Annotated in this window: 19 protein-coding genes; 13 read left to right on the top strand and 6 right to left on the bottom strand. The window is 70.8% G+C overall.

Annotated elements, in window-relative coordinates; all coding sequences use genetic code 11:
* Positions 1-39: 39 nt before the first annotated feature.
* The gene (locus tag J8403_RS10410) at positions 40-441 is read left to right on the top strand and encodes a winged helix-turn-helix transcriptional regulator (RefSeq protein ID WP_211122931.1); all 402 of its coding nucleotides are present in this window, start codon (positions 40-42) and stop codon (positions 439-441) included.
* A 66-nt stretch (positions 442-507) separates the two neighbouring features.
* Here the strand turns inward: J8403_RS10410 and J8403_RS10405 are convergent, their stop codons facing one another.
* Positions 508-1,182 (bottom strand): HAD family hydrolase, encoded by a 675-nt coding sequence (locus J8403_RS10405; RefSeq protein ID WP_211122930.1) that lies wholly within the window; start codon positions 1,180-1,182, stop codon positions 508-510.
* 92 nt (positions 1,183-1,274) lie between these two features.
* Between J8403_RS10405 and J8403_RS43555 the strand changes: the two genes are divergently transcribed.
* The 7 genes from J8403_RS43555 to J8403_RS10375 all read left to right on the top strand — a co-directional run bounded on the left by J8403_RS43555 (position 1,275) and on the right by J8403_RS10375 (position 8,904).
* Positions 1,275-1,508: a hypothetical protein gene (locus J8403_RS43555; RefSeq protein ID WP_246585786.1), complete on the top strand. Its 234-nt coding sequence runs from the start codon at positions 1,275-1,277 to the stop codon at positions 1,506-1,508.
* Positions 1,509-1,593: 85 nt separating this feature from the next.
* Complete coding sequence (locus J8403_RS10400) at positions 1,594-2,517, top strand: dihydrolipoyl dehydrogenase family protein (RefSeq protein WP_246585785.1); 924 nt, start codon at positions 1,594-1,596, stop codon at positions 2,515-2,517.
* A 299-nt stretch (positions 2,518-2,816) separates the two neighbouring features.
* Positions 2,817-4,877, top strand: a complete 2,061-nt coding sequence (gene tkt / locus J8403_RS10395; RefSeq protein ID WP_211122929.1) for a transketolase — start codon at positions 2,817-2,819, stop codon at positions 4,875-4,877.
* A gap of 27 nt (positions 4,878-4,904) precedes the next feature.
* Complete coding sequence (gene gnd / locus J8403_RS10390; protein ID WP_425519770.1) at positions 4,905-5,939, top strand: phosphogluconate dehydrogenase (NAD(+)-dependent, decarboxylating); 1,035 nt, start codon at positions 4,905-4,907, stop codon at positions 5,937-5,939.
* Positions 5,936-7,390: a glucose-6-phosphate dehydrogenase gene (gene zwf, locus J8403_RS10385; RefSeq protein ID WP_211122928.1), complete on the top strand. Its 1,455-nt coding sequence runs from the start codon at positions 5,936-5,938 to the stop codon at positions 7,388-7,390. The genes gnd and zwf overlap by 4 nt, the downstream gene beginning before the upstream one ends.
* Positions 7,387-7,947 carry a DNA-3-methyladenine glycosylase I gene (locus J8403_RS10380; protein ID WP_211122927.1) on the top strand — a complete coding sequence of 187 codons (561 nt, stop codon included), beginning with the start codon at positions 7,387-7,389 and terminating at the stop codon, positions 7,945-7,947. Before zwf ends, J8403_RS10380 begins: the two co-directional genes overlap by 4 nt.
* 201 nt (positions 7,948-8,148) lie before the next feature.
* Positions 8,149-8,904: an SDR family NAD(P)-dependent oxidoreductase gene (locus J8403_RS10375; protein WP_246585784.1), complete on the top strand. Its 756-nt coding sequence runs from the start codon at positions 8,149-8,151 to the stop codon at positions 8,902-8,904.
* A gap of 92 nt (positions 8,905-8,996) precedes the next feature.
* On the opposite strand, the gene J8403_RS10370 is transcribed toward J8403_RS10375, so the two are convergent.
* Positions 8,997-9,896 (bottom strand): LysR family transcriptional regulator, encoded by a 900-nt coding sequence (locus J8403_RS10370; RefSeq protein WP_211122926.1) that lies wholly within the window; start codon positions 9,894-9,896, stop codon positions 8,997-8,999.
* Between the two features lie 203 nt (positions 9,897-10,099).
* Here J8403_RS10370 and J8403_RS10365 point away from each other — a divergent pair, with 203 nt between their 5' ends.
* From J8403_RS10365 to J8403_RS10355, 3 genes are all read left to right on the top strand, one after another.
* Positions 10,100-10,891, top strand: coding sequence for a zinc-binding dehydrogenase (locus J8403_RS10365; protein ID WP_246585782.1), 792 nt, complete (start codon positions 10,100-10,102; stop codon positions 10,889-10,891).
* 51 nt (positions 10,892-10,942) lie between these two features.
* A complete protein-coding gene (budC, locus tag J8403_RS10360; protein ID WP_211122925.1) occupies positions 10,943-11,716 on the top strand; it encodes a meso-2,3-butanediol dehydrogenase in 774 nt (257 codons plus the stop codon).
* Between the two features lie 111 nt (positions 11,717-11,827).
* A complete protein-coding gene (locus J8403_RS10355; protein ID WP_211122924.1) occupies positions 11,828-12,628 on the top strand; it encodes an HD domain-containing protein in 801 nt (266 codons plus the stop codon).
* A gap of 196 nt (positions 12,629-12,824) precedes the next feature.
* Here J8403_RS10355 and J8403_RS10350 read toward each other — a convergent pair whose 3' ends face one another.
* The 3 genes from J8403_RS10350 to J8403_RS10340 all read right to left on the bottom strand — a co-directional run bounded on the left by J8403_RS10350 (position 12,825) and on the right by J8403_RS10340 (position 15,068).
* Positions 12,825-13,589 (bottom strand): SDR family NAD(P)-dependent oxidoreductase, encoded by a 765-nt coding sequence (locus J8403_RS10350; protein WP_211122923.1) that lies wholly within the window; start codon positions 13,587-13,589, stop codon positions 12,825-12,827.
* Between the two features lie 195 nt (positions 13,590-13,784).
* Positions 13,785-14,384: a TetR/AcrR family transcriptional regulator gene (locus tag J8403_RS10345; protein ID WP_211122922.1), complete on the bottom strand. Its 600-nt coding sequence runs from the start codon at positions 14,382-14,384 to the stop codon at positions 13,785-13,787.
* 54 nt (positions 14,385-14,438) lie between these two features.
* On the bottom strand, positions 14,439-15,068 hold the full coding sequence (locus tag J8403_RS10340) for a TetR/AcrR family transcriptional regulator (RefSeq protein ID WP_211122921.1): 630 nt from the start codon (positions 15,066-15,068) through the stop codon (positions 14,439-14,441).
* 166 nt (positions 15,069-15,234) lie between these two features.
* Here J8403_RS10340 and J8403_RS10335 point away from each other — a divergent pair, with 166 nt between their 5' ends.
* Both J8403_RS10335 and J8403_RS10330 read left to right on the top strand, forming a co-directional pair.
* Positions 15,235-16,941: a thiamine pyrophosphate-binding protein gene (locus tag J8403_RS10335; protein WP_211122920.1), complete on the top strand. Its 1,707-nt coding sequence runs from the start codon at positions 15,235-15,237 to the stop codon at positions 16,939-16,941.
* Positions 16,942-17,022: 81 nt separating this feature from the next.
* Entirely contained in the window at positions 17,023-17,595 is a 573-nt protein-coding gene (locus J8403_RS10330) for a carboxymuconolactone decarboxylase family protein (RefSeq protein ID WP_211122919.1), read from the top strand.
* A gap of 220 nt (positions 17,596-17,815) precedes the next feature.
* Here J8403_RS10330 and J8403_RS10325 read toward each other — a convergent pair whose 3' ends face one another.
* Positions 17,816-18,229, bottom strand: coding sequence for an SAV_915 family protein (locus tag J8403_RS10325; protein ID WP_211122918.1), 414 nt, complete (start codon positions 18,227-18,229; stop codon positions 17,816-17,818).
* Positions 18,230-18,362 lie beyond the last annotated feature (133 nt).

Here is an 18,362-nt window from a genome sequence, read left to right as displayed (position 1 = left end):
GGGACGAGGCCAGTGAACGAGGCTGAGGAGAACACGGGCATGGCGAAGGCACCGCGCACCGACGGGGACCCGTACGCCGGAGGCTGTCCGTCCCGCGACGTTCTCGACCGCATCGGCGACAAATGGACGGTGCTCGTCCTCGGCGAACTGGCGAATTCCGGCGCCAAGCGGTACACGGCGCTGCGCAGAAGGCTGGACGGGGTGAGCGAGAAGATGCTCACGCAGACGCTGCGCGCCCTGGAGCGGGACGGTCTGGTCCGTCGGACCGTGCATCCGGAGATCCCGCCCCGGGTCGAGTACGAGCTCACCGAACTGGGCGTGACCCTGCGCGGGCCGCTGCTGGCGCTGACGGACTGGTCGATGCGTCATATGAACGAGGTGCTGGAGGCGCGGGCCGCCTACGACCAGGGCAAGGAAGCCGCGCCCGAGTCGGCGGGCTGAACCGGGGGCCGGGGGCCGGGGGGCCGGGGACAGGGGGGCGGCGGTTTCGGCCCGCTCGTTCCCGGCTCAGATGTGCGGGAACGGTTCGGTCAGCGAGGTGAGTACGTGGTCGGCCCCGGCGGCCCGCAGCTCCTCGGCGGTGTAGTGGCCGCTGGCGACCCCGACCGCGGTCGCGTTCGCCGCGCGCGCGGCCTCGATGTCGCGCGGGGTGTCCCCGACCACGTAGACATCGGAGCGGGCCAGCTCGTGTCCGTGCAGCCGGGCGGCCTTGGCCATCGCCAGGCGGGTGATCTCCGCCCGGTCCGGGGAGTCCGAGCCGTAGGCGCCGAAGACGAAGTAGCGGCCCAGTCGGCCCGGTTCCATCTTGAGCCTGGCCGCACCCTCCATCGCGCCGGAGATCAGCCCGAGGATGATCCCCGCGTCCGTGATCCGCCGCAGGGTGTCCTCGACCCCGTCCAGGACGCGATACCCCTCCGACGCCCGGATGTCCTCCGACAGATGCCACAGATACGCGGCGTAGAGGCGGGCCATCTCATCGTGACTGGGCTCGCGGCCGAGCACGGCCCGGAAGGTCTTCCGGCCGACCTGCGGATCCGTCTCCCCGGCCGAGGTGTGGTCCCCGATGTCGGCGGCCACACCGTGCAACCGGTCGAACGCCCAGGCCCAACTCCGCTTTCCCGAGCCTCCGGTGTGCACCAGCGTTTCGTCGATGTCGAAGAGCGCCGCAATCGGTCCGGCCATGGCATTCTCCTCCGGCTCCGCCTGCCTCCAGGGTGCGCGATGGCGCCGGGGGCGGCCAGTTGCGGCACCGCGGTGTTGGTGGTGCGGTTGACATGACGGAGGGAGCGCCCCCGAACCGATTCCACCACTCCCGCAAGCGCCGCCCGGAGGACGCGCCACAGGAGTGGTACGAGCGCTCCGTCGCCGAGGTACAGGCACTGACCAAGTTGTTCCGCGACGAGAACTACGAGGCGCTGGACGGCATGGACACCGTCACGGTGCTCACCGGAACCGCTGCCTTCACCGATCCGCACACCGTGCGGGTCGAATGCGCCGACGGACCATGACGATCACCGCCGAGACGATCCTGATCAACACCGGATCGGAGCCGATCGTCCTCGACATCCCGGCCTGCGGTCCAGCCAGTACACCGTGACCAGCACCGACCTGATCGACACGACCATCCTCCCGGAACGGCTGACGATCATCGGCGGAGGCTATCTCGGCATGGAATTCGCCTCCATCTACCGGCGGTTCGGATCCCAGGTCACCGTGGTCGAGGCGGCCCCGAAGGTCTTCGGCCCGGTGGACGACGACGTTGCCGCCGTCGCCGAGGGCATCCTGGTGGACGAGGGCATCGAGATCGTGACCGGTGCGCACACCACGGAAGTCCGGGACGGCGAAAGCTCGGCGACCGTCGTCTACGAAAAGGACGGCCGACAGCACACTGTGGAGGCCGACGCGGTCCTGGCCGCCACCGGCCGCGCACCGGTCATCGGCGATCTGGGGCTGGAAGCCGCCGGTGTGCGCACCACCGAGCGCGGGGCGGTCGAGGTCGATGAACACCTGCGAACCAGCCAGCCGCATATCTTCGCCCTCGGAGACGTCAACGGCGGCCCGGAGTTCACCTATGTCTCCCTCGACGACAGCCGTATCGTCCTCGACCAGCTCCTCGGCGAGGGCAAGCGCTCCACCGACGACCGGGTCGCCATCCCGCACACCGTCTTCATCACCCCGCCCCTGGCCTCCGTCGGGCTCACCGAGAAGCAGGCCCGGGCCGCGGGGCACCAGGTGAGGATCGCGAGTCAGCCGGTCGCCGAGATCGTGGCCATGCCGCGTGCGTACATCGTCGAGGACACCCGCGGGATGATGAAGTTCGTGCTCGACGCCGAGACCGACGAGATCCTGGGCGCCGCCCTGCTCAGCGTGGACGCCCAGGAAATGATCAACACCGTCGCGCTCGCCATGCGGCACGGCATCAGGGCGGCCGAGCTCCGCAACGCCGTCTACACCCACCCCACCTCCACCGAGGCCTTCAACGACGCCCTCGCGACCATCGTCCGATCCGACATCTGACACCGGGCACGCCGGCGGACACACCGGAGGCCCGGCGGCCGAAGTTGAGGGTGGATACGGGCGAGCCTAGGCTGGTGGAGGTGGGCAAGCGAGATGGCCCACACTCGGCCGAACGCCGCGCCATCGTGTCCGGCACGGCGGTCCCGTCCTCATCGACCCGCCCCATCGCACGGCCGCCGCTCGGCTCCGGCCCTTATGGCCAGGCCGTGGACGCAGTGCACCAGCGCGGACATCCATCGAGCGCGCGGACATCCATCGAGGCGCAGACATCCATCGAGCGCACGGAGGGCGGCGTAGCCATGACCGACCTGGACACGCTGTCGGTGAACACGATCCGCGGACTGTGCATGGACGCGGTGCAGAAGGCGAATTCGGGGCACCCCGGAACGCCGATGGGGATGGCGCCCGTCGCGTACACGCTGTGGCAGCGGTTTCTGCGCTTCGACCCCGCCGATCCGATCTGGCCGAACCGCGACCGCTTCGTGCTCTCCGAGGGCCACGCCTCCGCCCTGCTCTGGTCGCTGCTCTACCTGACCGGTGTCCGTACGGTCGATCCCGAGTACGAGGTGCTGGGCCGTCCGGCGGTGACCCTCGACGATCTCAAGTCCTTCCGGCAGCTCGACTCGCGCTGCCCAGGCCACCCCGAGTACCGGTGGACGAGCGGTGTCGAGACGACCACCGGCCCGCTCGGCCAGGGAGTCGCCACCTCAGTGGGCATGGCGATCGCCGGCCGGTGGCTGGCGGCGCGGTTCAACCGCCCGGACTTCCCGCTCTTCGACTTCGATGTGTACGCGCTCGCCGGGGACGGCTGCATGATGGAGGGCGTCGCCTCCGAGGCGGCGTCGCTGGCCGGACACCTGCGGCTGTCCAACCTGTGCTGGATCTACGACTCCAACCGGGTCACCATCGAGGGCCACACCGACATCACCTTCACCGAGGACGTCGCCGCCCGCTTCCTGGCCTACGGCTGGAACGTGACCACCGTCGCCGACGCCAACGACCTGGACCTGATCAGCCGCGCCTTCCACACCTTCCGGGCCGAGGCCGCCCGTCCGACCCTGGTCCTCGTCCACAGCCACATCGGCTACGGCTCGCCGGTCGAGGACTCGCCGAAGGCACACGGAGCGCCGTTCGGGCCGGAGGGGGTCAGAGCCACCAAGCGCGTCCTCGGCATTCCGCCGGACGCCGATTTCCACGTACCCGACGGTGTGCCCGACTGGTTCGCACGGGGCATCGGCGCCCGGGGCGCCGAACTGCGCACCCGCTGGGAGAAGATGTTCGACGCCTACCGCGGTGCGTACCCCGATTTCGCCGACGAGTTGGAGCGCATCCAGCGCCGTGAGCTCCCGGACGGCTGGGAGACCGCGCTGCCCACCTTCCCGGCCGATCCCAAGGGCCTGGCCACCCGCGACTCGTCCGGCCAGGTGCTGAACGCCGTGGCCAAGGCGGTGCCCTGGATCCTCGGCGGTTCCGCCGATCTCACGCCGTCGACCAAGACCCGGCTGACCTTCGGCGGAGCGGGCGACTTCCAGCCCGGAGCCTGGTCCGGGCGCAATCTGCACTTCGGCGTCCGGGAGCACGCGGCCGCCGCCGTCACCAACGGAATGGCGCTGACGAAGCTCCGCCCGTACTGGTCCGGGTTCCTGATCTTCTCCGACTACGCCAAGGCGGCCATCCGCCTCTCCGCGCTGATGGAGATCCCCACCGTGCACATCTTCACCCACGACTCCATCGGGGTCGGCGAGGACGGTCCCACCCACCAGCCCGTCGAGCAGCTCGCGGGTCTGCGCGCGACGCCCGGGCTGCTGGTCTTCCGCCCCGCCGACGCGAACGAGGTCGTGGAGACCTGGCGGGTGGTGGCCGCCCTCCGCCGGGAGCCGGCCGCGCTGGTCCTCTCCCGCCAGCCCCTGCCCACCCTGGACCGCGATCGGCTCGCGGCGGCCGGCGGTGTCGCGTGGGGTGCCTATGTGCTGGCGGACGCGGACGCGGACGCGGACCGGGGCGAGCCCGAGGTGATCCTGCTCGCCACCGGCTCCGAGGTGGCGCTGGCCCTGGCCGCGCACGAGGAGCTCACCGCCGGGGGCATCGCCTCCCGGGTGGTGAGCATGCCGTGCTGGGAGCTGTTCGACCGTCAGCCGCGGGAATACCGCGACCAGGTGCTGCCACCCGCGGTGACCCGAAGGGTCGCGGTGGAAGAGGGCTCCACCTTCGGCTGGGACCGGTATGTCGGCCCCGATGGGGCCATCGTCGGCATGCACACCTTCGGCGCCTCCGCACCCCTCAAACAACTGCTCACGAAGTTCGGATTCACCCCCGAGCGCGTCGCGCAGGTGGCGCGCGAGCTGGTGGCTCCGGGCTGAGCGGGCCATGACGTGACAGGAGAGCACATGGCTACCGACACCCCCATGCAGCTCGGCATGATCGGGCTCGGCCGGATGGGTGCGAACCTCGTACGCCGGCTGACGCGCGACGGCCACCACTGTGTGGTCTATGACGTCAACGAGAGCGCGGTGAGGGAGCTGGAGGGCGAGGGCGCCGTCGCCGCCCACTCGCTCGGCGACCTGGTGGCGAAGCTGGAGCGGCCACGGGCGGTCTGGCTGATGCTGCCCGCCGCCGTCGTACAGTCCACCCTCGATCAGCTCACCGACCTCCTCGACCCGGACGACGCGGTCATCGACGGTGGCAACTCCTACTACCGCGACGACATCACCCGCGCGGCACAGCTCGCTCCGCACCGGCTGCACTATCTGGACTGCGGAACGTCGGGCGGTGTCTGGGGACTCGAACGCGGCTACTGCCTCATGATCGGTGGCGAGCAGGAGCCCGTCACCCGGCTCGACCCCATATTCCGCACCATCGCGCCCGGCAGGGGCTCCGCCGAGCCGACACCGAGCAGGCGCACCGACGGCACGGCGCCGGAAGGCTATCTGCACTGCGGTCCGAGCGGGGCCGGCCACTTCGTGAAGATGGTCCACAACGGGGTCGAGTACGGAATGATGGCCGCGATCGCCGAGGGGCTCAGCATCATCGAGCACGCGGACGCCGGGCTCCGCAAGCGCTCCGCGGACGCGGAGACCACCCCGCTGCGCGAGCCGGAGGCGTACCAGTACGAGATCGACGTCGGCGAGGTGGCCGAAGTGTGGCGCCGCGGCTCGGTCGTGGGCTCCTGGCTCGTCGACCTCACCGCGGACGCACTCGCCCGGTCACCGAAGCTGGAGGAGTTCACCGGGCGCGTCTCGGACTCCGGTGAAGGACGCTGGACGGCACGGGCCGCGATCGACGAGGGCGTACCCGCCGCTGTGATCACCACGGCGCTCACCGACCGGTTCGCCTCCCGGGGCCTCGGCGAGTTCGCCGACCGGGTCCTGTCCGCCATGCGCAGTGAGTTCGGCGGACACGCCGAGAAGCGGAGCGGGCGATGAGCGGGCCGGACGACCATGTGATCGTGCTCTTCGGCGCCACGGGGGACCTCGCCAAGCGCAAACTCCTGCCCGGGCTGTTCCACCTCGCCACGGCGGGCCTCCTCCCCGACGGCTACCGCATCGTGGGCTCGACACCGGCTCGCTCGGCCATGAGCGACGACGAGTTCCGCACCCACGCGCATGACGCGGTCGCCACCTTCGGGCGGTCCAAGCCGACCGGGCCGGTGTGGAAGACCTTCGAGGAGTCGCTGTCCTTCGGCGCGGCCGACCCCCAGGACCCGGGCCCGCTGCTCGCGGCCGTACGGGCGGCCGAGGACTCCCTCGGCGGGCCGTCACGCAGACTGTTCCACCTGGCCATTCCGCCCTCGGCGTTCGCGTCCGTCATCGGCATGCTCGGCGACACGGACCTGGCGAAGGACGCGAAGGTGATCGTGGAGAAGCCCTTCGGGACCGATCTCGCGTCGGCACAGGCGCTCAACGAGACGATCCACACCGTGTTCGACGAATCCCAGGTCTTCCGCATCGATCATTTCCTCGGCAAGGAGTCGGTGGACAACATCCTCGCCCTCCGCTTCGCCAACGGGATGTTCGAACCCATCTGGAACCGGGACCACATCAGCCATGTGCAGATCGACGTGCCCGAGACGCTCGGGCTCGAAGGCCGTGCCCACTTCTACGAAGGCACGGGGGCCTTCCGCGACATGATCGTCACGCATCTGATCCAGGTGCTCGGCATCGTGGCGATGGACCCACCGGTCTCGCTCGCCGCCCAGCCGTTGCGCGACGAGAAGGACAAGGTCTTCGAGGCGTTGCGCCCCATCGAACCCGCGCATGTCGTGCGCGGCCAGTACGAGGGCTACCTCGACGAACCGGGGGTCGCCCCCGATTCGTCGACCGAGACGTTCACCGCGCTGCGGATGGAGGTGGACAACTGGCGGTGGGCCGGAGTCCCGTTCTACCTGCGCTCCGGCAAGAGCCTGGCACAGGGCCGCCAGGCGATCACCCTCGGCCTGCGCGAGCCGCCCCTGCGGATGTTCGCCACCGATCCCGCCGATCAGCGGCAGGACCGCGGCAACAAGATCGTGATCGACTTCGGGGACCCCGGCTGGATCGCCACCGCCTTCCTCGCCAAGGAGCCCGGCCCCGCCATGCGGCTCGAACCGGCGACGATGACCTTCGGCTACGCCGGCTCCTTCTGCGAGGAGAACGGACTCGAAGGCTACGAACGCCTGATTCTGGACGCCATGCTGGGCGACCAGTCGCTGTTCACCCGGTCCGACGGCATCGAACACATCTGGCGGGCGTCCACGCCCCTCCTCGAGAACCCACCGCCGGTCCAGCCGTACGCCCCCGGCTCATGGGGCCCCGAACCGGCCATCAGCGACCTGATCGCACCCCACTCCTGGCATCTGCCGGAAGCCGGCCAGATGTTCCCCGGAACCGGCACATGACCGACCGCCGCTGCGCGTGGGCGCTGAGCTCTGACGCCATGGCGGCCTACCACGACACGGAGTGGGGCCGTCCCGCGCACGACGACCGGCACTTGTTCGAAATGCTGCTCCTGGAAGGGGCCCAGGCGGGGCTGTCCTGGTCGACCGTGCTGACCAAGCGCGAGAACTACCGCCGCGCCCTCGACGGATTCGACCCCGAGGTCATCGCCTCCTACGGCCGGTCACGGCTGGAGGACCTGCTCGCGAACGACGGCATCATCCGCAACCGACTGAAGATCGCGTCGACGGTGAAGAACGCCCGCGCCTTCCTCGACGTCCAGGAAGCCTTCGGCTCCTTCGACACCTATCTGTGGGACTGGGTGAAAGGCACCTCCGTCGTGAACCACCCGGCCCCCGGCGATCCGCTGCCGGGCAGCACCGACCTGTCCGACCGCATCGCCAAGGACCTCAAACGCCGCGGTTTCACCTTCGTCGGCACCACGATCGTCTACGCCTATCTGCAGGCGGTGGGAGTCGTCGACGACCATGTCGACGGCTGCCCCGCGAAATCCCGCTAGAGCCGCCCGCCCTGCCCTGGCCCGCACCGGTTGCGGTCCCCGGTCGCGGGTGCTGCTGTGGAAGTGCGGCCATCGTGGGCGTGCCGCCCGCGGAGAAGGCCGCACGGACCAGAGCGCCGTCCGGGGCCCCGCCTGACCCGGCCGGTGTGCGCCCGCCGGGGCGTGTGCAACGCCCTTGGCCCGTCGCGGAGGGATCCGGCTATGACGTCCGCACCCATGCAGGGGAAGGTCGCGCTCGTGACCGGGGCCACCAGTGGCATCGGCGCGGCCGTGGCGGAGGCGCTGGCCGAGCGTGGCGCGCATACGCTGGTCGCCGGCCGTGACGCGGGCCGCGGCGAGGCCGTTGTCGGGGGGATCGAGAAACGCGGCGGGAGCGCCGACTTCGTGGGCGCGGATCTGCGCGACGCCGAGTCGGTGCGACGCTTCGCGCGGGACGCCCTGGGGCGGGGCGGCGGCCGGGTCGACATCCTGGTCAACAACGCGGGCATCTACCCCTTCGGGCCGACGGAGGAGACGGAGGAACGCCTCTACGACACGGTGTACGCGCTCAACGTCAAGGCCCCGTTCTACCTGGTGGCCGAGCTCGCCCCGGGGATGGCCGACCGGGGCGGCGGAGCGATCGTCAACGTGAGCACGACCGCGGCGGCGGTCGGCTTCCCGGGCATGGCGCTGTACGGGTCGAGCAAGGCGGCGGTGAACCTGCTGACGAAGGCGTGGGCGGCGGAATACGGCCCGCGGGGAGTGCGGGTGAACGCCGTACAGGTCGGTCCCACGCGGACCGAGACCACCGCCCGGACGGAGGAGAACCTGCAGCGCCTGGCCGCCCAGGCGCCCGCCCAAAGGCCGGCGGCCGCCGCCGAGGTCGCGGCGGCGATCGTGTACCTGGCCGACGACGGGACGAGCAGCTTCGTGCAGGGCGCGGTCCTGCCCGTCGACGGCGGCCGCGTCGCCGTGTGACTCCGGGCACCGGTCCCGGTCGGCGCGTCCGGGGTCGACCAGGCCCTGTCCGGTGGATCTTCGCGGGCCCGCGAAGATCCACCGGACAGGGCCTAACTCTCGGTCGGCTGCTCGAACGCCGCGATGAGCCGCCCCAGATCCTGGCGCCGTGAATCGGCCGACCACACCGCCCACGTCCGGCGCAGGAGCGGATGGCCGACCAGTGGCGACCACGCCACTCCCGCCGGAATGGGCTGCGACCAGTCCGGCGGAGCCATCGCGAAGGCCCGCCCGGCGCCGACGGCCGCGAATTTCACCTCCGCGATCAGCCGCTGTCCCTTGGGCGCCTGCACTCCCGGATCGAGCCCGTGGCTGCGCAGGATCGCCGTCAGCTCGTCGTACCAGGCGGGGCTGTCCGCACGTGGGAAGGACACCCACTCCAGCCCGGCCAGCGCCTCCAGGGGGATACCGTCCGGCCCGGCCAGCTCCGCCGCCTGCTCCGCGGCCACCAGCACGCCCAGCCGTTCCTTGTTGACCACCATCGCGTCGAATTCCTGCCCGGTGGGGCGCTCCCGCAGCAGCCCCAGCTCGAGTTCGCCGGCGTGCAGCGCGGCCAGTTGCTCGGAGGTGGACAGATGCCGGGCCTGGACCCGGGTGTCGGGGCATGCCTCGGCCAGCTCGTTGAGTGCGGGACTGAGCAGGCGCGAGGGAAACTCCAGCGGAATGCCGATCCGCAGCACCCCTCCGCCCCCGCCGGTGTACCGGGCCATCGTCCGCAGCGCCTGATCACGCCGGGCGAGCATCGCCCGCGCCTCCCCGAGCAGGGCGGACCCCGCGTCCGTGGGCCGCACCCCGGTGCTGCTGCGCACCAGCAGCTTCACCCTGAGCTCCCGCTCCAGAGCGCTGACCGTCTGGGACAGCGCCGGCTGGCTGACGTGCAGCCGCCGGGCCGCGGCCGAGAAACCGCCCTCTTCGACCACTGCCACAAAGGAATGCAACTCCCGCAGGTCCATGCGCCTATCGCACCACGGCGGGAACGCTCGATCCACGACCGGCCGCAGCCTGCCCTTATGGGCCCCATAAGGGGTGCCACATGGGCCCCATAAGGAGTGCCACATGGGCCCCATAAGGAGTGCCACCGCGCCGGTTCCGCCCGATCACGAGCGGTCATCCGCGGGGCTACGGTGAAAAGGGGTCACGCCGACACCGGAGCCGTATGGTGCGTGCCATCGTGATCGAGAAGTTCGGAGGACCGGACAGCCTCGTCTGCACGGAGCTACCGGACCCCGAGCCCGAGGCCGGTCAGGTCGTCATCGACATCAAGGCCTTCGGCCTCAACCACGCCGAGATGCATATGCGCAGGGGCGAATGGGCCGAGGCCGCCAAGGTCAGCGGCATCGAATGCGTCGGGCTGGTGGCATCGTGCCCCGGCGGTGAGTTCCCCGTCGGGACGAAGGCCGCCGCGCTGATGGGCGGCCTCGGACGCACCGTCAACGGCAGCTACGCGGAATACACCCGGGCGTCGGCGTCGAATGTGGCACTCATCGAATCCGACCTGCCGTGGGCCGAGCCGGCCGTCATCCCGGAAACCTACGCGACCGCCTGGACGTGCCTGTTCCGCAATCTGGAGATCACCCCGGAGCGGACCCTGGTCATCCGGGGAGCGACCTCGGCCTTCGGCCAGGCCGCCGTCAACCTCGCGGTGAACGCCGGTGCCCATGTCATCGGCACCACGCGCAACCGTGAGCACTTCGCCCTGCTGGAGGAACCCAACCCGCTGCTGCAGATGGCAAGCGGCGTCTATCTGACCTTCTTCGGCAGCTTTGTGTTCGGGACGCCCGGTTTCCCGCTCTCCGATGTGCCGCTCCAGGCCATCGCGGAGCAGGTGGCGGCGGGCCGCCTCAAGGCGAAGCCCTCGCGTGTGTTCCGTTTCGAGGACATCCACGAGGCGCACCGCGTGATGGAGGCGGGCGAGGCCAAGGGCAAGATGGTGGTCGTTCTTGACTGACCGGCCACCGAGGGCGGCAGAGTTGGATCACAGTGCTCAAGAGGAGAAGACGTGAGCGAGGACCGTTTCGCGGGCAAGGTTGTGCTCATCACCGGCGCCGGATCCGGCATCGGTGCCGCCGCGGCGCACCGTTTCGCCCGCGAGGGCGCCACCGTGATCGTGGTCGGACGCACCGAGGAGAAGTTGCGGAAGACGGTCGCCGCCGCGCCCGCCGGTTCGACGGTCGTCGCACGGGTCGCGGACGTCTCCGACGCATCGGCGGTCACCGCCCTCATCGATGGCGTGGCGGGGGAGTACGGCCGCCTGGATGTGCTGGTCAACAACGCGGCCGTGGCCGCGGTCGGCACCGTGGGGGACATCGACACGGCCGACTGGCGGCAGGTCATGAGCGTCGTCGCCGACGGCACCTTCTTCATGTCGAAGGCCGCGCTGCCGCATCTGCGCACCGTCGGCGGCAACATCGTGAACGTTGGCTCGGTCTCCGGCCTCGGCGGGGACTGGGGTCTGGCCGCCTACAACGCGGCGAAGGGCGCGGTGGTCAACCTGACCCACGCCATGGCGCTCGACCACGGCGCCGAAGGTGTGCGGGTCAACGCGGTGCACCCGAGCCTCACCGCCACGGAGATGGCCACGCCCGTGGTGGAGAACGAGACCGCCATGGCCGCGTTCCGCCAGCGCATCCCCATGCGGCGCGCGGCCGAGCCCGAGGAGGTCGCCGACGTCATCGCCTTTCTGGCCAGTGCCGATGCCCGGTTCGTCAACGGCGTCCAGATCCCGGTCGACGGCGGACTCCGGGCCTCCTCGGGCCAGCCCCGCATGTTCTGAGCACCCCAGGTGGCGAGAATCGGGAGCTGTTTGGCATTCTCTCCGCTGTTTGACTCGACGGCGCATTCATAGGCTCTCGGTAAATCAACCACCGATGAGAAAGCGCCACAGATGACCGACGAGAACCCGAGCACAAAGAAATTCGCCCGGCGTACGATGCTGCAACACGGCGCCGGTATCGCCGCGGTGGGAGCGATGTCCGCGCTCGCCACCGCGGCATCCACCGCGCCCGCCGCCGCACGCACCACGGGGGCGAAGCCGACCCCGGGCTCCCTGCCCTCGACCGTGGCCGGGGTCCGCATTCCCGACAGCGGACTGGCCAGGGAAGCCGTGGCCTACGCACAAAGAGTGTGCTCCGAGACAATCTTCAATCATTCCTTGCGGACGTATCTCTTCGGCGCTCTGATATTCGACCGACGCGGCGTCACCTACGACCGGGAACTCGTATTCGTCGCCGCGGTTCTGCATGACCTCGGTCTGATCGAGGCGTTCCGGACCCCGACCGAGCGCTTCGAGGTCGACGGCGCCGACGCCGCACGGAAGTTCCTGACGGAACGCCATGTACCGGCCGAGCGGGCCGAACTGGTCTGGGACGCGATCGCCCTGCACACCAACGTCGGCATCGCGACGCGGAAGAGGCCGGAGATCGCCATGATCTCCGTCGGCTCCGGTATGGACTTCGCCGGAAACGACCTCCAGCAGCTTCCGTCCGACGCTCTCCAGGACGTGCTCACCACCTTCCCCAGGAAGGGGTTCAAGAAGAACGCGATCGACACGATCCTCTCGCTGTGCCGCACCAAGCCCATGGCGGAGCTCATGCACCCCTTCGCCGAGGTCGGCCGCCGTCATATCCCCGGCTTCTCGGTGCCCACCGTGGAGGATCTGGTGCTCGCCGCACCCTTCACGGAGTGATGGAACTGTCCCGGTACGGCGCCAGGAGGGCGGTCGGCGCAGCCGGCGCCGCCTCCTCGGCGGGGTAGTGGCCACAGCCGGGCAAGGGCGAGGCGCCGCGCGAGGTTGGCGCGGCGCCCGGTGGGCCCGGGCCCATCCGTCGGCTCAGGGCCGGGCGCTGGGCGTACGCGTACGCCGTGCCGCGACCGTGCGGCCGCTACGCCGCGATGACGGCCGCCGTGGTGCGACCGCCGTCGACGTCCAGCACGATGCCGTGGACGAACGCGGCCTCGTCACCGGCGAGGTAGACCGCGGCGTGTGCGATGGCCCGCGGACTTCCGACGCCCCCGGCCGGGGTGCCGTTCATCATGACGTCGCCCGGGTGCACCTCGCCGGGCACGGGCGTGTGGACCACTCCGGGGGAGATCGCGTTCACCCGCACACCGCGCGGGCCGAACTCGGCGGCCCAGGCGCGCGTCAGCGTCTCCACCGCACCCTTGGTGGAGCTGTAGAGCGCGCCGAGGGGGATGCCCAGCCGCGCGATCCAGGACCCCAGATTGATGATCGCCCCGCCACCGGCTTCCGCCATGGCCGGAGCGACCGCGGCGGTCAGGAAGAACGGCGCCTTCACATTCACCGCGTAGACCCGGTCGAAGGCCGTCTCATCGGTGTCCACGGTGCTGTCGCCGGGGTAGACGCCCGCGTTGTTGACCAGGATGTCGATGCCCCCGCCCAGAGCGGACGTCGCCGCCTCGGCCAGGGCACGGGACGCCGCGGCGCTCCCGTCCAGATCCGCCTGTACGAAGTCGGCCCGGCCGCCCCGCGCGCGCAGGGCGCCGACGACCTCGGCGCCCCGCTCGGCGCTGCGCCCGGACACGATCACCTGCGCGCCCTCGGCGGCGAACATCTCCGCGATCGCCCGCCCGATGTTGCTGGTCGCACCGGTTACCAGAGCCCTCTTGTCCTGCAGCCGTCCACTCATCACGCGCTCCTGCCACGCTCGTCACCCGCCATCGATGTCCCGCGGGAAACGACCTCGATCTCGGTCGGGTCGGACGCGCGGGCACCGCCCGGATCCGCCCGGGGGCCATGCCACTGTGCGAAGAAAAAAATGGACTTGCAAGTCCATTCGCCGCCGTCGGTGGCGGGGTGACCTGCCCGTCCGCCGCCACCCCGATCAGGCCGCGGCGCGTCGCAGATCCCCGATGCCCTGATCGAGCGCGGCCCGCAGATGGTCGGCCCGGCCGGTCGACTGGAGAATCGCCACGCCGCCCTGGATGCCCGCCAGCAGGGCGGCCGCGCGGCGCTCGACGTCCAGATCGGCGGGCAGGTGCCCGGCCGACTGCAGGGCCCGGATGCCGGTGGCCAGGCTCGCCTGCCACTGGCGCATCAACGCCACCACCACATCCCGGGCGCCCGGGGTGGAGCGGCCCAGATGGAGGACCAGCGAGCCCAGCGAACACTCCTCGCCCTGCTCCTCGTAGCGCTCGACCACCACATCGCGCCACCGCTGCCACGCCTCCCAGGAGTCCAGGCAGCCGAGGTACGGCTGCTGGTCCGCCAGGACCTGGTCGGCCTCGTAGTGCGCGACCGCCAGCAGCAACTCGTCCTTCCCGGTGGGGAAGTAGTGGAAGAGCTGGCTCTTGCTGGTGCGGGTGCGCGCCATGACGTCATCGAGGGTGGCGATCGACACGTCCTTCTCGCGCAGCACCGCGGCCGCGCCCTCGATGATCCGGTCCCGGGTGGCCTTCCCCTTCGCCGTCAGCTCCTTGTGCATGACGTCCCCTCTCGACTGGACTGGCTGGTCCAGCCTACTGAGCGAGGTTCCGGGTCAGGATCGCGGCGAACCCTTGGCGGCCGCTGGGGTGCCGGGGGTCGGCCACAGCGCCCGGGCGGCGGCGGGCAGGCCGTCGACCGCGTCGGGGCCGAGGGTGGCGAGTTGGAGGATGTAGCCGGGCACCGTGGAGGTGATCAGCTGGGCGAGGGAGTCCGCCGCCACGTCCGGCGGCAGTTGGCTGACGTCCTGATGCTCCCGTACGAGGGTGGCCAGGTCGGCCGTCGCCTCGGTGAGCGCGGTGGTGAGCCGCTCGGCGAGCCGCGGGTTGCGCAGGGATTCGGACCAGGTCAGCAGCGCGATGGCGGCGAAGCCGTTCTCCGCGTGCTTGGCCCTGATGACCTCGAAGAGATCGGCGACCGCTTCGCCGAGCCCGACGGGCGGCCTGCGCTCGGCCTGCCGGCGGGCCTCGCGGACCACCTCGGCCAGGTTCTCCTCGGCGATCGCGACGATCATGTCCTGCTTGCTGGAGAAATACCGGTAGACCGACCCCGAGGACATCCCCGCCTCGGCGAGCAGATCCTGCATCGACGTCTCGTGGAAGCCGTCCCGGACAAAGCAACGCCGCGCCGCCGCCAGGATCTCCGTCCTGCGGGCGTCGAGGTACTCCTGGCTCACCTTCGGCATGACGCCAGGCTACATCAAAATCGATCGATCGTTCTCCTTGACAGTGCGTCCCCCGGGGCGGCAGGGTCGAAGAAATAAGAGAACGGTCATTCGTTTTATTATCCCTGTGGCCCGGCGCCGCCGACGGACTCGTCGCGCCCGCCGCCGATGGATGAGGAGAACGCTTGTGGCGATAGCTGATGAACCGGCACCCCGGGTTGCGCACGACGTCGCTCGCGCGCTGAAGGACAACGGCGTCGACCGGGTCTTCCTGATCACCGGGGGTGATCTGTGGCTCTGGCGCGCCCTGCGCGATCACGGCATCGAGATGTGTCTCGCCCGCAGCGAGGCCGCCTCCGTGGTGATGGCCGACGCGTACGCCCGCGTCACCGGCAGGCCGGCCGTCGTCTACGGGCAGTGGGGGCCGGGAGCGGCCAACGTCGCCGCCGCGCTCGCGGACGCCCGGTGGGCCCACAGTCCGCTCGTGGCGCTCACCAGCACCGTCTCGACGCGGGTCGAGTACAGATTCGAGTATCAGGAACTCGACCAGCCGCCCCTCTTCCAGCCGGTGACGAAGTGGCAGGCGCGCGTCACCCGCGCCGATCGCGCCGGGGAGCTGACCGCCCAGGCGGTCCGTATCGCGGGCGCGGGAGCCCCGGGCCCGGTGCACATCGACATCCCGTGCGACCTCCTCGCCGCGGAAGCCGCACCGAAGCACACCGACACCGGCTCCGTTCCGGTCTCCGGCCCGACGCCCCCGGCGCCCTCGGCCGGCGCCGTGGCCGACATCGCCGACCGGCTCGCCCGGAGTCTGCGACCGGTACTCCTGGCCGGTAACGGGGTTCTGATCGCCGACGCCGCCACGGACCTCACCCGGCTCGCGGAAACCGCGGGCGTTCCGGTCCTGACGACCATGGGCGGGAAGGGGGCGATCGCCGAGAACCATCCGCTGTCGGTCGGCGTGGCGGGACGCTACTCGAGCACGGTGGCGAACGAGATCGCGCGCGAGGCCGACTTCGTCCTGGCGATCGGCACCGATCTCGGCGGCCTCGCGACCGACACCTACACCTTGCCGTCGGCGGGCGCCGAGGTGGTCCACGTCGACGTGACGGCCGAGCACATCGGCCGGACCCGCACGGTCGAGCGGGGCGTGGTGGCCGACGCGGGCGAGCTGTGCCGCGCCCTCGCCGCGGCGCTGCCCCCGGAGTCGGGCAATCGCGCTCACCACACCTGGCGCACCTCGGTACGGAGCAGGTGCGCGGCCTGGCGGGAGGCGTTCCGGGCCGTCGCCCACCGCCCTGCCACCGGGCACGTACGGCCCGAAGCCGTCGTGGCGATCCTGCGCGAGCTGGCGGATGACCGCGATCTGCTCGTCGCGGACACGGGCTTCATGGGGGCCTGGGGTGGCGCGCTGTTTCCCGTCCATGCGCCCGGCCGGACGTTCCTGCGCGCCGCCGGCACACTCGGCTGGGCGTTCCCGGCGGTCCTCGGGGCGCAACTCGCCGCGGGGGAGGGGCGGCGCGCGTTCGCGCTCGTGGGCGACGGTGGCTTCGGCTACAACGTCGGAGACCTGGAGACCGCGATCCGGCTGGACATTCCCGCGGTGACCATCGTCCTGAACAACGCGAGCCTCGCCTACGAACACGTCGGGTTCAAGCACGGCCTCGGCGGCGACGCCGTGGCAGAGGTCTGCGACTTCATCGACGTCGACCACGCCAAGGTGGCGGCCGCGTACGGGATGTTCGCGGCGCGCGCCGACTCGGCGGACGGCTTCCGCGCCGCCCTGGAGAAGGCGATCGCCGGTGACCGCCCGGCGTTGATCGACGTTGTCGTCAGCAAGGAACGGATCGCCCCGGTCACCTCATTCGACACCCGGCTGCACCGGGACGTCTGACCGCACGGCGGGCGGTGCGCAAGCCCGGCCCCAGAGCTGCCCCAGAGCTGCCCCAGAGCTTCGCAAGGAGGAGAGAGCCCCATGTTCGAGGATCCCGAGGACTTCGGGACGTTCGGCCGCTATGTGGAAACGCCGGTCGACGCCATGCCACCGGAGATGCGCGACGCGTATGAATACACGCGGCGACTGCGCGGCCTGGTGCCCGGCCCGCACAAGATCTGGCTGGCCAACCCCAAGCTGCTGACGGCGATCGTTCCGACCGGTGCGTACTTCCAGACGGACTCGTCGCTGTCCAAGGCCGAGATAGAGATCGTCACGAACGTCGTCACCGGCCACTGGCTCTCGGCCTACGCCTCCTATGAGCACGAGAAGATCGGCGTGGCGCTGGGCGGTCTCGACCCGCGGAAGGTGGAGGCCCTGATCGCCGGGCTCCCCACCTCCTTCGAGGAGCCACGGCAGCAGCTCGTGTACGAACTCGCGTCCTCCCTGGTGGGGCCGCGCGTCATTCCGGTCGGGCTGTACCGCCGGGCCAAGGAGGCGATCGGGGAGGAGGGCATCGTCGATGTCACCGTGCTGATGGGCTGGTTCACCGGTGTGGCGCTGACCCTCGCCGCCTTCGACGTGCCGTCGAACGCGGTCGGCCTTGACCAGTGATCCGGCAGAAGGGACGACCACGGAATCCGCACCCCCGGACACCGTCGCCGAGTTTCCCGCTCACTCCTTCCCGGAGAACTTCGCGGTGCGCACTGCCGGGCTTCGATTGACTATCGATCGAAACCAATCGATAGTCGATACATGCACCGACTCTTCATCGTCGCACTCCGGGCCGGAATCGTCGCAGCGATCCTGGCCGGCCTCTTCGGCCAGATCGTCCTCAACCGAGCCACCCGCCGAGGAACCCGACGAGGGCCGCGGCCCCCGCCACCCGCAGGGCGCCGACGGTCCGCGGGCGCCGTACGAGCCTGGTGCCGTCGCGGCGCTCCGGCGCCGGGGGTGCCACATCGCGGACCGCGAGCCGCGGGTCCACGGTGAGCGAGGTGGCGCCGAGCGGCTCGGTGAGGGCGCGCAGCGCCGGTTCGCCGAGCCGGATCCACGGCTGCCGGGTGCCGAGGACGGCGGTCAGCTGCCGCCGGGTGGAGAAGCCGACAGCGGTACGGCCGCCATGGGGGGTACGGAAGACGCGCACGGCGCAGCCGGCGGGCCCCGGCCGGACGGGGACGTACAGGACGCGTCCGGCCGGGACGGGTTCGTCGGGCTCGGGGTCGTCTCCGTACAGACGGTTGGTCATGACGTGCCTCCAGGGGGAGCGGGGAAGGCTCCGGACCGGTCGGCGGACCGGGGCCCGGACAGGACGGTAAGTCCCGCGCCCCGTGGCGGGCGCCGGTCCCTGACGCGACGCTGACGCGAGGACGGGCGGTCTT

This window comes from Streptomyces yatensis, assembly GCF_018069625.1.
Lineage (GTDB): Bacteria > Actinomycetota > Actinomycetes > Streptomycetales > Streptomycetaceae > Streptomyces > Streptomyces yatensis.
This window is presented reverse-complemented; position numbering and strand designations above follow the sequence as displayed.

What these genes read in the sequence shown, in the direction of transcription:
- J8403_RS10410 (WP_211122931.1), top strand. Translation starts at nt 40, where the DNA reads ATGGCGAAGGCACCGCGCACCGACGGGGACCCGTACGCCGGAGGCTGT.
- J8403_RS10405 (WP_211122930.1), bottom strand. Translation starts at nt 1,182, where the DNA reads ATGGCCGGACCGATTGCGGCGCTCTTCGACATCGACGAAACGCTGGTG.
- J8403_RS43555 (WP_246585786.1), top strand. Translation starts at nt 1,275, where the DNA reads ATGACGGAGGGAGCGCCCCCGAACCGATTCCACCACTCCCGCAAGCGC.
- tkt (WP_211122929.1), top strand. Translation starts at nt 2,817, where the DNA reads ATGACCGACCTGGACACGCTGTCGGTGAACACGATCCGCGGACTGTGC.
- gnd (WP_425519770.1), top strand. Translation starts at nt 4,905, where the DNA reads ATGGCTACCGACACCCCCATGCAGCTCGGCATGATCGGGCTCGGCCGG.
- zwf (WP_211122928.1), top strand. Translation starts at nt 5,936, where the DNA reads ATGAGCGGGCCGGACGACCATGTGATCGTGCTCTTCGGCGCCACGGGG.
- J8403_RS10380 (WP_211122927.1), top strand. Translation starts at nt 7,387, where the DNA reads ATGACCGACCGCCGCTGCGCGTGGGCGCTGAGCTCTGACGCCATGGCG.
- J8403_RS10375 (WP_246585784.1), top strand. Translation starts at nt 8,149, where the DNA reads ATGACGTCCGCACCCATGCAGGGGAAGGTCGCGCTCGTGACCGGGGCC.
- J8403_RS10370 (WP_211122926.1), bottom strand. Translation starts at nt 9,896, where the DNA reads ATGGACCTGCGGGAGTTGCATTCCTTTGTGGCAGTGGTCGAAGAGGGC.
- J8403_RS10365 (WP_246585782.1), top strand. Translation starts at nt 10,100, where the DNA reads ATGGTGCGTGCCATCGTGATCGAGAAGTTCGGAGGACCGGACAGCCTC.
- J8403_RS10355 (WP_211122924.1), top strand. Translation starts at nt 11,828, where the DNA reads ATGACCGACGAGAACCCGAGCACAAAGAAATTCGCCCGGCGTACGATG.
- J8403_RS10350 (WP_211122923.1), bottom strand. Translation starts at nt 13,589, where the DNA reads ATGAGTGGACGGCTGCAGGACAAGAGGGCTCTGGTAACCGGTGCGACC.
- J8403_RS10345 (WP_211122922.1), bottom strand. Translation starts at nt 14,384, where the DNA reads ATGCACAAGGAGCTGACGGCGAAGGGGAAGGCCACCCGGGACCGGATC.
- J8403_RS10340 (WP_211122921.1), bottom strand. Translation starts at nt 15,068, where the DNA reads ATGCCGAAGGTGAGCCAGGAGTACCTCGACGCCCGCAGGACGGAGATC.
- J8403_RS10330 (WP_211122919.1), top strand. Translation starts at nt 17,023, where the DNA reads ATGTTCGAGGATCCCGAGGACTTCGGGACGTTCGGCCGCTATGTGGAA.
- J8403_RS10325 (WP_211122918.1), bottom strand. Translation starts at nt 18,229, where the DNA reads ATGACCAACCGTCTGTACGGAGACGACCCCGAGCCCGACGAACCCGTC.